Origin of the sequence: Pseudoalteromonas sp. S2721 (assembly GCF_005887425.1) — a bacterium.
Classification (GTDB): Bacteria; Pseudomonadota; Gammaproteobacteria; order Enterobacterales; family Alteromonadaceae; genus Pseudoalteromonas; species Pseudoalteromonas simplex.
Window position 1 is genome coordinate 72,321 of the sequence record NZ_PNCZ01000007.1, and the last position, 12,143, is coordinate 84,463.

9 protein-coding genes are annotated in these 12,143 nt (G+C 41.7%); 2 read left to right on the top strand and 7 right to left on the bottom strand.

Annotation, left to right across the window (positions count from 1 at the left end):
- The first annotated feature begins 203 nt into the window (after positions 1-203).
- Together CWC02_RS03150 and mdoH are read left to right on the top strand one after the other, a co-directional pair.
- Positions 204-1,922, top strand: coding sequence for an OpgD/OpgG family glucan biosynthesis protein (locus CWC02_RS03150; RefSeq protein ID WP_054551173.1), 1,719 nt, complete (start codon positions 204-206; stop codon positions 1,920-1,922).
- Complete coding sequence (mdoH, locus tag CWC02_RS03155; protein WP_138616390.1) at positions 1,894-3,876, top strand: glucans biosynthesis glucosyltransferase MdoH; 1,983 nt, start codon at positions 1,894-1,896, stop codon at positions 3,874-3,876. The genes CWC02_RS03150 and mdoH overlap by 29 nt, the downstream gene beginning before the upstream one ends.
- 52 nt (positions 3,877-3,928) lie before the next feature.
- On the opposite strand, the gene CWC02_RS03160 is transcribed toward mdoH, so the two are convergent.
- The 7 genes from CWC02_RS03160 to epd form a co-directional block, all read right to left on the bottom strand.
- Positions 3,929-4,897 (bottom strand): PstS family phosphate ABC transporter substrate-binding protein, encoded by a 969-nt coding sequence (locus CWC02_RS03160; RefSeq protein ID WP_054551171.1) that lies wholly within the window; start codon positions 4,895-4,897, stop codon positions 3,929-3,931.
- 91 nt (positions 4,898-4,988) lie between these two features.
- The gene (phoR, locus tag CWC02_RS03165) at positions 4,989-6,320 is read right to left on the bottom strand and encodes a phosphate regulon sensor histidine kinase PhoR (protein WP_138616392.1); all 1,332 of its coding nucleotides are present in this window, start codon (positions 6,318-6,320) and stop codon (positions 4,989-4,991) included.
- Between the two features lie 56 nt (positions 6,321-6,376).
- The gene (phoB, locus tag CWC02_RS03170; protein WP_054551169.1) at positions 6,377-7,066 is read right to left on the bottom strand and encodes a phosphate regulon transcriptional regulator PhoB; all 690 of its coding nucleotides are present in this window, start codon (positions 7,064-7,066) and stop codon (positions 6,377-6,379) included.
- Positions 7,067-7,212: 146 nt separating this feature from the next.
- A complete protein-coding gene (locus CWC02_RS03175; RefSeq protein WP_138616394.1) occupies positions 7,213-8,163 on the bottom strand; it encodes a porin in 951 nt (316 codons plus the stop codon).
- A 400-nt stretch (positions 8,164-8,563) separates the two neighbouring features.
- Positions 8,564-9,628, bottom strand: coding sequence for a class II fructose-bisphosphate aldolase (fba, locus tag CWC02_RS03180; RefSeq protein ID WP_054551166.1), 1,065 nt, complete (start codon positions 9,626-9,628; stop codon positions 8,564-8,566).
- Positions 9,629-9,824: 196 nt separating this feature from the next.
- The gene (locus CWC02_RS03185) at positions 9,825-11,000 is read right to left on the bottom strand and encodes a phosphoglycerate kinase (RefSeq protein ID WP_138616396.1); all 1,176 of its coding nucleotides are present in this window, start codon (positions 10,998-11,000) and stop codon (positions 9,825-9,827) included.
- Positions 11,001-11,042: 42 nt separating this feature from the next.
- Entirely contained in the window at positions 11,043-12,059 is a 1,017-nt protein-coding gene (gene epd / locus CWC02_RS03190; protein WP_054551164.1) for an erythrose-4-phosphate dehydrogenase, read from the bottom strand.
- Between the last annotated feature and the right edge of the window lie 84 nt (positions 12,060-12,143).

Genomic DNA, 12,143 nt, shown 5'->3' on the forward strand with positions numbered 1-12,143 from the left:
CTTTCGTTCATTAAACTTCTCTATATTGGTGACGAATAAACAACTGCAACCATGTAATTGTTTCTCACTAATTTCAAAATTTTACTCTTCGCATTTAACTGCACCAACTCAAAGTCATTGAGATTATTAGTTTTTATTTTGGGTTCAGTAATTGCTAAGGGATATGAATGAATTAACGTGATTTACGGCTAAAGGAAAATTGAATGAGACCAGAAACTCGAACCAAGCTCTTCAGTGCTGCTAAAAAGAAGACCTTATTGGGCGTATTATTAGCCATGAGCGCAGGTCATACATACGCAATTGAAGAACAAGAGCAATCAAACGTAACTAAAACAGAACAAACAGCCGTTAAAGTTCAAGCAGCCGAAAATGAAAAACTGGCCTCAAAGGAAAAGGCTGCTGTTGAGCTTAAGCCTGAGATGATCACTATTCCCCAAGAAAAGCTATTTGATGTTATCACTGCGCGTGCTAAAAAACTCGCTTCAGAGCCTTATGTAGCCCCGAAAGATCTTGAACTTGAGGCGCTCACAAGCATCAATTACCAAGACTACCGTGCAATCCGTTTTCGTACTGAGCAAGCAATTTGGAAAGATCAAAGCCTTTATGAAGTGCAGTTGTTCCACCCAGGCTTTTTATATCGTTCACCGGTTGCAATTAATACTCTTGAACAAAACGCTGAAGTAAAAAGTTTACCTTTTAAAACAGATTACTATCGTTATGATGCAACTGCTGCCCCGTTAGAGCAAGAGATCAGTACCGCGATTGCCAATACCCAACTTGGCCATGCAGGTTTTCGTTTGCATTTTCCACTGAACAACAACCAGTACAAAGATGAAGTGGCTGTGTTCCAAGGTGCTTCATATTTTCGTTTAGTTGGTCCGCACCAAGTATATGGTCTGTCAGCTCGAGGGCTTGCGGTGGATACTGCTCTTAGTTCAGGTGAAGAATTCCCTGTATTCAAAGAGTTCTGGTTAGTAAAACCAGCACCCGAAGATACCACTATCGTGCTCTACGCATTATTAGATAGCCCATCTGTGTCGGGCGCCTATCGTTTTGAATTAACACCTTCGACCAACACTGAAGTGAAAACTCAAATGCAAATTTTCGCCCGCAAAGACATCAAAAAGCTTGGTATTGCCCCGCTAACAAGTATGTTCTACCACGGTGAAAACAGTACAAAGTTCTTCGACGACTACCGCCCTGAAGTACATGACTCTGACGGCCTTCTAATGCAATCAGAACAAGGTCAATGGGTTTGGCGCGCACTGAATAACCCGAAGAAGCTAAGTGTCACTTCGTTTAGCTACGAGAACCCGAAAGGCTTTGGTCTTGCACAGCGAGACCGTGACTTTAATAACTACCTTGATACCGAAGCACATTATCACAACCGTCCGAGTATGTGGATTGAGCCAGAAGGTAATTGGGGTAAAGGGCGCGTTGAGTTAGTAGAGATCCCAACAGATACAGAAACCAACGACAATATTGTTAGCTACTGGGTGCCAGAGCAGCCAATGAAAGCCGGTGACAGCTTAAGCTTTAGTTACAAGCTTTCGACTTTCAATGCCACGCTTGCAACTCAAGATAAAGCGAGTGTGTTAAGAACTCGAATTGGTAGTGCAGCATTACCTGGTGAAGACAATCCACCACCAAAAAGCCACCGCCAATTTACCGTTGATTTTAGTGGCGAAACCATTAATCAACTATCAGCTAATTTTGCCATGCAAGCGGATCTTACACTCTCTGCTGGGCAAATAAGCGATAAAACGGTACAGCAGTTACCAAACAATCAAGGATGGCGCGTAGCCTTTAAAGTGGCGCCAGAGGGAGATAAGCCAGTTGATATGCGCTTATCGTTAAAACTACGTGATAAAGAAATCAGCGAGGTATGGAGCTATGTCTGGTATCCAAACGACGTCCAATAGTAAAGCGTTAGAAGCAACAGCAATGCCATTTAAGAAAACCCGCGCTTGGCTTTTTTCGAGCCTAGCGCTCAGCATTACCGCCTATGGCGTGTGGATCATGTTCGATATTTTAAATTCTAACGGCATGACACCGCTTGAGTACGCTTTACTGGCATTATTTACAGTTACCTTCGCGTGGATTGTTACAGCCTTTTGTAGTGGCTGTATGGGCTTTATCTTGCAATTATTTCGTATTGACCCGTTGACCTTAAAACGTCAAAAGCCAATCGAGATTAATCAGCATGCCTTGAGCCAAACGAAAACAGCCATTGTTATGCCTATCTACAACGAAGATACAGAGCGTGTAATTGCCGGTTTTGAGGTTAGTCTTCGCTCGCTGGCCAAAACAGGACAAATGCCACACTACGATTTTTACTTACTTAGTGATACGCAAGACCCTGAAATCGCACGTAATGAACTAAAAGCATGGAATGCTCTCACTAAGCGTTTAGGTGAATTAGCTGCGCATACTTTTTATCGTCGCCGTGAAGACAATAAACACCGTAAAGTAGGTAACTTAACTGATTTTTGTGAACGTTGGGGCAGCCAATACGATCATATGATTGTGCTTGATGCCGATAGCATTATGACGGGTCAATGTATGCTTGAACTGACTTCTAGCATGATCAGCAATCCAAAATCAGGTTTGATCCAGACGATCCCTATTCCGGTTCGCCAAGACACGTTTTTTGGTCGCTTTTTACAGTTTGCATCGATTTTATATAGCCCAATGTTGGCAACTGGTTCTGCTTTTTGGCAAACAAACCAAGCAAACTACTGGGGTCACAATGCAATTATTCGCGTTGAAGCATTTACAAAATGCTGCGGCCTGCCAGTTTTAAAAGGCAATGCCCCATTTGGCGGTGAAATCTTAAGTCATGACTTTGTTGAAGCCTCACTGCTACACCGTAGTGGCTGGGATGTGTTACTGCTGAGTGATGTTGAAGGTAGCTACGAAGAAGTGCCAAGTAACATTCTCGATTACGCAATTCGAGATAGACGATGGGTGCAAGGAAATATCCAGCATTTAGGTTTATTGCCTAAATCTGGCCTTAAGCTAATGAGTAAAATGCACTTTTTATTTGGTGCCACAGCGTATATTTCATCGTTAATTTGGTTATCTATGCTGGCATTAAGTACCTTAGATGCAGTGACTCGTGCTCTTAATAGCGACGTATACTTTAACCATGCTTATCAGCTTTTCCCAACCTGGCAAATTGCCAAAACGGATCTAATTGATTCGTTGTTATTCATTACTGCCGTATTACTGTTACTACCCAAATTAATGGGTATTATTGTGACTTTAGTACACCGTAATAAAGCCTTTGGTGGCACGATGAAGCTAATTGCAGGTTCACTCATCGAAACGGTTTTTGCCATTGTAATTGCGCCGCTAATGATGGTGTTTCATAGCTATTTTGTCGTGTGCGTATTTTTAGGTAAAAAAGTGAGCTGGGATGCACAGCCTCGTGAAGGTAGAATGGTACCGTGGAAGGAAGCGATTGGTTATACGTTATTTTCGACTATTACCGCGATTATTTGGGGCTCGGTTGCTTACTATTACACACCGACCTTCTTTTGGTGGTTATCACCTATTTTAGTGGGCCTTATTTTAGCAGCGCCAATTGTACGTTACTCAAGCAGCATCGGCTTAGGTGTGAAAATGCGTAAAATGGGCTTATTCTTATGTCCAAGTGAAGTTGAAAACGATGATACCTTAGCGGCACTTCGTGTACATCAACAAGAAATTGGTTTACCTAAGGATGAGCACGCTGACTTTAGTGTACCTGCACTACCTAATGAATACCCAACGGTAATGCCAATTCAAAGCTTTAAGGCTCCCTCGGGTAAAAAGCGTAAGCAAGTACGTCTTGCTCAGCAACGCATTAAGGCAAAATTATTTGCTAAAAGCTAAACGAAAAAAAACCGCTCACTGAGCGGTTTTTTCGTCTATGTCTGTATGGTTGTTACAGAAGGCCTAGCTTTTTAAGTTCAGCCATTGCCATTTTACCTGAAAGTGGCACATAACCATCTTTCTCAACAATTTTTTGACCGTCTACAGAAAGAACCATTTTTAAGAACTCTGCATCGATTGGTGAAAGCGGCTTGTTAGGGTGCTTGTTCACGTAAACGTATAAGAAACGAGATAGTGGGTATTTACCTGTTGCTACGTTTTCTAATGTTGCATCAACAAAGTTGTCGCCTTTCTTAGAAAGTGGAACCGTACGTACACCTGATGTTTTATAACCGATACCTGAGTAACCAATCGCGTTCACTGAAGAAGAGATTGACTGTACTACAGATGCAGAACCAGGTTGTTCGTTTACGTTGTTACGGAAGTCACCTTTACAAAGTGCTTTCTTCTTGAAGTAACCGTAAGTACCCGATACTGAGTTACGACCGTAAAGCTGGATATCTTTTGCTGCCCAATCGCCCTCAAGACCTACTTCGCTCCAACGATTAACCTGTGCATCAGCACCACATTTACGTGTTGAAGAGAAAATCGCATCAACTTGGTCAATACGTAAACCTTTGATTGGGTTATCTTTGTGTACGAATACAGCAAGAGCATCGATTGCAACGCGTACTTCAGTTGGCTTGTAGCCGTAACGCTTTTCGAATGCTTCAATTTCTTTTGACTTCATACGACGGCTCATTGGGCCGAAGTTTGCTGTCCCTTCAGTTAATGCTGGAGGAGCAGTTGAAGAACCCGCTGCTTGGATTTGAATGTTTACGTTTGGATAGAAGCGCTTGTACTCTTCTGCCCAGAACGTCATCATGTTTGCAAGCGTGTCAGAACCTACAGATGAGAAGTTACCAGAGATACCACTTACTTTAGTGTACTCAGGCATATCTTTATCAACTGCAGCTGCTTGTGCTGATACAAATGTTGTTACAGCCACACCCATTGCGGCAACGAGATTTTTGAATTTCATAGGGGTTACTCCGATTTGTTCGTCCCATTTCCTAACTGCGGTCTACTCTAATGACACTAGATGACAGTTAGATTACCCTTAAATGACATTTTTATGACTTTGCAGTTTTTTTAATATTATCTGTTAAACGCACGACTTTTTCGCTACCAAATGCAAACGCAAAGGTCGAGCCTTGGCCTAATTTACTGCTGATATCTAAACGACTGTCATGCCTTGTAAGTACATGTTTTGTAATCGCTAAACCTAATCCTGACCCACCTGTAGTGCGGCTACGCGCTTTATCAACACGATAAAAACGTTCCGTTAAACGGTTAATATGTTCAGCAGCAATACCATCACCATTATCGGTCACACTAAACGCGGCTTGGTTATTTTTAAGCTGCCAATCAACCACAATCTTGCCACCGGGCTTGGTGTAATGAATGGCATTAAAAACAAGGTTAGAAAAGGCACTTCGTAATTCGTCTTCAGCCCCTTTAATGTCTAAACTCGCATCAACATTAAAAATAAGCTCATGGCCTTTATCTTGGTTTAATGACTGTGCTTCGGTTTGAATATAGGTAAGTAGCTGCGGCACATTGACAGGCTTATCGTTATCTTGACGACGTGCTCCCTCAATACGCGACAACGATAATAATTGATTAACCAGACTGTCCATGCGCTTACATTGTTCAAGCATGGTAGTTTGCGCTTTTTGCCACATAGCAGGAGGTGGTAAGCTATCTGAATCAAGCATTTCTAAGTAACCGGTTACCACTGTAAGTGGTGTTCTCAGCTCATGAGAAACATTGGCCACAAAATCTTTACGCATCTGCTCAAGTTGCTTTAAGCGAGTAACATCACGCACCACCATCATCAACTGTGAACTTGCATAGGGCATAACACGAAACTCTAAGGTTTGATCGTAGCTGTGGCCACCATCAAGCTCGAGCGGTTCATCGAAACAGGCTTTATGCATGTACTTTGCAAACTTAGGATCGCGAATAAGATTATCTAAGCGTTGCCCATGATCGGTAGGCCACTGTAACCCTAAAACCTTTAAAGCCAATTGGTTACACCAAATGATGCTGAGATCTTTTTGTAAAACCACTACCGCATCAGGCACAGCCTCGGCGCCATCACGAAAGCGGCGTATTAAGTCTGCAAGTTCATTACGTTTTTTACGGTTTCGATGTTGTAAGTGATAGATCCCTTCAAAGACTTGCTCCCACGCTCCCTCCCCTTCGGGTGGGTTGAAACTACGTTGATTAAGAAGCCAATCGCTGAGGCGATATAATTGATGATAATGCCAAATTAGCAGTGCAAAAGAGCCTAAAAATAAAAGCAAAAAAGGCGCACCTACAAGTACGCCAACTAATAACAAAGGTAAGAAATACATAAACAGGCGTTTTGCTAACGCCTGTTTATTCACTACTCGATACATACACTCACTTTACCTTAAGTATGTAAATTAGCTTGTTAAGGTCATTGCTATGACACTTATAATTTACTTGAAAAACGATAGCCTGCACCGCGAACGGTTTGTACTAAACGGTCATGCCCTAATGGTGCAATCGCTTTACGTAGACGACGAATATGTACATCAACTGTACGGTCTTCTACATATACATTTGTTCCCCATACATGATCAAGTAATTGTTCACGGCTGTAAACACGTTCTGGATGCGTCATGAAGAAATGGAGTAATCTAAATTCAGTAGGACCCATATCTAATTCACTCCCTTCTGATGTTACACGGTGTGAGATTGGATCAAGGCGTAAACCATGAACTTCAATGGCTTCTTCTAATGAGGTTGGTGAAACACGGCGAATAACCGCTTTAATGCGCGCCATTAATTCTTTAGGAGAAAATGGTTTTGTTACGTAATCATCAGCACCTACTTCAAGACCGCGTACTTTGTCTTCTTCTTCACCGCGAGCTGTTAGCATGATGATAGGAATTTGACGAGTGTATTCGTTTTGCTTAAATTTTTTCGCAATTTGAATACCGCTACCACCTGGTAACATCCAATCTAATAAAACCATATCTGGGTATGGTTCTACCATAGCTTCAATTGCAGAGTCATAATCTTCTGCTTCAATTGCTTGAAAACCATTTTGCTCTAGAACAAAAACCAGCATCTCTCTGATAGGCGCTTCGTCATCGACGACTAGTACTTTACGTGACATTCCAATTTATCTCTTTCGTTAGCGAACTGGTTTCATTATTATGACTAAGTATGACATTTTTATGAAAGTCTAACGAGTAATTCAAAAAGCGCAAAAAAATCAATGCAAAAATAGCCATTTTTTACGCTTTAATAGTAAATTTCGGATTAAAAGTCATACCTTAAAGTGACTGCCAAGTGATCTTCATCAGCATTATTATCTAGTGAAAACTGCGTATACCACATGTACATACGTGCTTGTTTTGACAGGCTTCGTTCAACGCCAACAGAGGTACCACTCCCCGAATCTTTTAACTTACCGAAGTTACCATCAGTATCTTGGTATTGCGCCAATAACTTATATTTATCTATTTTGTAGGATGCACTTACCAAAAAGCCATCTTCTTTATCAGAACCAGCTATTTTTTCGCTTTGTTGATACATACCACCTAAGGTTAAATCACCTAATTTACCTTGCGCCGTAAACCGTGTTGTATCATAACCGGCTACTTTACTGTCGTGGGCAACACTGACAAAGTAAGGCGCTCTTTTAAATTTACTATCACCATACATAAAGGCCGTAGAAACGCCGGTTTCTTCATCTTGTTTAGAATTATCTTCAGCAATATAGGTGACCACAAATTGCATATTGCCGACAATTGGCGAGCTATAATGAACCACATCGCCAAGGCGATTTTCGCCATTAAATAAGGCTTTAACATCACCATTAAAGTCGTTCATTAAATCAATTTTACCCTGCGATACTTTTAACGCTGTATCATGTCGACCAAGTACTACCTGCCCATAACTGCCTTGAAGACCAACATATTGGTTTCGAGCGGTAATATTCTCTTCTGTTTTACCATCGCTATCTTGATCAGCCGCATTTACTGCAAATTCAAACTTATATACAGCTTTTAATCCATCACTTATTTCACCACTGCCTTTAATACCCATACGTGAACTGTAGCTCTCAATAGACGTTTCGCTGCCATCGCCAGTGTCGCTATTAGCAACCCCTAAATGGGCCCGACCATACACATCTACAGCTTCGGCAACACTATGAAAAGAAATAAAGCACATTGCAAAGCTCGACAACATCATGGCAGGTTTGTTCATGGTAGCGATCCTTAATTTAAGCAGTAACTTAAAAATCGAACATAAAGGGCTTTTGGTCAAGGCAAGGTGGCTATATTTCACACAAAAATCACGGATCACTGATCTACTAACCAAATCAGATCAGGATCAGGTTTTTACTAAGTTGATCAGCCTGAGATCAGTATTTTACTTAGAGAATAAGATAACTTGTTGATTTAATGTTAAGGGGATCAGTATTTAGTTTAAAAGCTGAGCAAAGAAAAGCATATGATCAGTGCGAAACTAGTAAAATAATGATCCGTGAAAGCGAAGGTTAGTAAAACACTGATCCTGAAAAACACGAGTAAGTAAATCGCTGATCCGTCTTGATCAAGGCAATAAAAAACCGGCATGCAAGCCGGCTTTTTCAACTTATTATCAATTACTTGATTTGTGGATCAAGTTCACCCGATAAGTATTTAAGGTGCATATCATCTAAAGAGATAGGCTTGATCTTACCAGCTTGGCCTGCCGTACCAAACGCTTCGTAGCGAGCAACACAGATCTCAGTCATTGCTTTCGTTGCTTCAGCTAAGTATTTACGTGGATCGAAGTTAGCTGGGTTTAAAGCTAAGTGGCGACGAATTGCACCTGTAGATGCTAAACGAAGATCGGTATCGATATTTACTTTACGAACACCGTATTTAATACCTTCGATGATTTGCTCTACTGGCACACCATAGGTTTCAGGGATTTCACCACCGTATTGGTTGATCACTTCTAACCACTCTTGTGGCACTGAAGACGAACCATGCATTACCAAGTGCGTGTTAGGAATACGCGCGTGGATCTCTTTGATGCGATCAATCGCTAAGATATCGTCTGTTGGTGGACGCGTGAATTTGTACGCACCATGTGATGTACCACAAGCAATAGCAAGTGCATCAACTTGAGTTTTACGAACGAAATCAGCGGCTTCTTCAGGATCTGTTAGCATTTGATCAGTAGATAATTTACCTTCTGCACCCACGCCGTCCTCTTCACCTGCTTCACCTGTTTCAAGTGAACCTAAAACACCTAACTCGCCTTCTACAGACACACCACAAGCATGTGCCATTTCAACAGTTTGACGAGTAACATCAACATTGTATTCATAACTTGAAGGAGTTTTACCATCAGACATTAATGAGCCATCCATCATAACTGATGAAAAGCCTAACTGGATTGAACGCTGACATACACCTGGTGAAGTACCGTGGTCTTGGTGCATTACGACTGGAATATGTGGCCATTCTTCAACGGCAGCTAAAATCATATGACGAATAAAAGGGGCACCAGCATAGGCACGCGCGCCTGCTGAACCTTGTACAATTACCGGGCTGTTTGTTTTGTCAGCCGCTTCCATAATTGCGCGCATTTGCTCTTGGTTATTAACGTTAAAAGCAGGTACGCCGTAACCATTTTCAGCTGCATGATCAAGAAGTTGTCGCATACTGATTAAAGCCATTTGGTATTCTCCAAATTGTATCGACAGTAGTTTCCTACTATCTAGTTTGAACGGATAAGTTATTTTTTGATGCATCACTGCATCACGAAAAGCTCGCGCCTACCGTAACAGCTGTAAATAAAACGAGGGTGAGAGGTATTTTATTAACAGCTAAACCAGCGTAATTACCTAATAACTACGCTGGCATACGCACTAATTACTTAGCACGTTCTTCAAGCATAGCAACTGCTGGTAATTTTTTCCCTTCTAAAAATTCAAGGAAAGCACCACCACCGGTTGAAATGTAAGAAACTTTATCGGCAATGCCGTATTTATCAATCGCTGCAAGCGTATCACCGCCACCAGCAATCGAGAATGCACTTGAGTTAGCAATCGCATCAGCAATAGCACGTGTGCCGTTGCCAAATTGGTCAAATTCAAATACACCTACTGGACCATTCCATACAACGGTGCCTGCATTAGCAATGAGTTTTGCTAATTGGTTTGCTGTATCAGGACCAATATCGAAGATCATGTCTTCGTCTGTTACTTCATTCACATCTTTTAGTGTTGCCACTGCAGATTCTGAGAACTCATTACCTACAACAACATCAGTTGGTACCGGGATTTCACCGTTATTAGCTTTTGCTGCCGCACTTAATTTATTTGCTTCATCAATTAAATCAGCTTCAAATAAAGACTTACCTACTGGGTGACCTGCTGCTGCGATGAAGGTATTAGCGATACCACCACCTGTTACAAGTTGGTCAACCACTTTAGAAAGTGAATCAAGTACAGTTAACTTAGTCGATACTTTAGAGCCACCAACGATAGCAACTAAAGGACGAGCTGGGTTATCAAGCGCTTTACCTAGTGCGTCTAACTCTGCCGCAAGTAGTGGACCTGCACATGCAACATCAGCAAATAAACCCACACCGTGAGTCGATGCTTGTGCACGGTGAGCCGTACCAAATGCGTCCATTACGTAAACATCACATAATGCAGCTAGTTTTTTAGACAATGCTTCGTCGTTTTTCTTTTCGCCAGCGTTAAAACGCACGTTTTCGAAAACAACCACTTCGTTATCAGCAACGTCTACGCCTTCTAGGTAGTCTTTTTCAAGACGAACTGTTTGCTCAAGGGCATCATTTAAATAATTAACCACAGGGGCAAGTGAAAACGCTTCATCATATTCCCCTTCCGTAGGGCGGCCAAGGTGTGACATCACCATTACTTTAGCGCCTTTTTCTAACGCTAATTTGATAGTTGGTAATGCTGCACGAATACGCGCATCAGAGGTCACTTTACCTTCTTTTACAGGCACATTTAAATCTTCACGAATTAACACGCGTTTGCCGTTTAAATCTAAATCTGCCATTTTAATGACCGACATGGACTTCTCCTTAGTTAACGATACTAATATTATATTTATAAATTATTGGCTTACAGCCATCATCGCACGCGCAGTGTCGAGCATACGATTCGCAAAGCCCCACTCATTATCGCACCACACTAACAACTTTATCAGTCGTTTATGACTAACACGTGTCTGAGTGCCATCTATGATACAAGAATGTGGGTCATGATTAAAATCTACCGATACCAATGGCTCTTCAGTGTAACTTAAAATACCGTCAAGGCGGTCTTTTGCAGCTAACTTAAGTGCTTGATTGACAGTCGCTAAATTCACATCGGTATTCACTGTTACACTTAAATCCATCGCCGTCACGTTGATAGTGGGTACCCTAACAGCAATGGCTTCAAAGCGACTATGAAACTTAGGCAAAATACGCTCAATACCACGAGCAAGCTTTGTATCTACCGGAATAATAGATTGGCTTGCAGCACGAGTGCGGCGTAAATCATGATGATACGCATCAATCACTTGCTGATCATGCATCGAGGCATGAATCGTTGTAATAGCCCCAGATTCAATCGAAAATGCGTCATCCAGCACTTTAATCACTGGCACAATACAGTTTGTGGTACATGAACCGTTTGAAACAATCGTATGTTCAGCTTTTAGCTCATCATCGTTAATACCATACACAATTGTGGCATCGACATCAGCATCTGCAGGCTGCGAAAACAATACTTTTTTTGCACCAGCAGCTAAGTGTAGTTCTGCATGTTCACGAGAGTGATACACCCCAGTACATTCAAGAACCACATCAACATCAAGCGTTTGCCATGGCAGTTCTGCAGGGTTTTCTTCTGCAAATAAGGCTATAGAGTCGTTAGCAACCGTTAAAGTATCTTCGCCAAGATTAACTGGAAATGAAAAGCGGCCATGAGATGTATCGTATTTAAGGAGATGGGCAATGCCCTTAGGGTCGGCTAATTCGTTAATAGCGACAATTTTGATTTGATCTTCAAGCCCAGACTCATACAGAGCACGGACGATGTTGCGCCCAATTCGACCAAAACCATTAATTGCAAGTTTGATTGCCATGAAGAAGAAAATCCACTCTATTTGCTTGCAGATAAAGGCAGCTGCCTTTTAGATGGCGGTATTGTAATCGACCTGAAGAGTTTT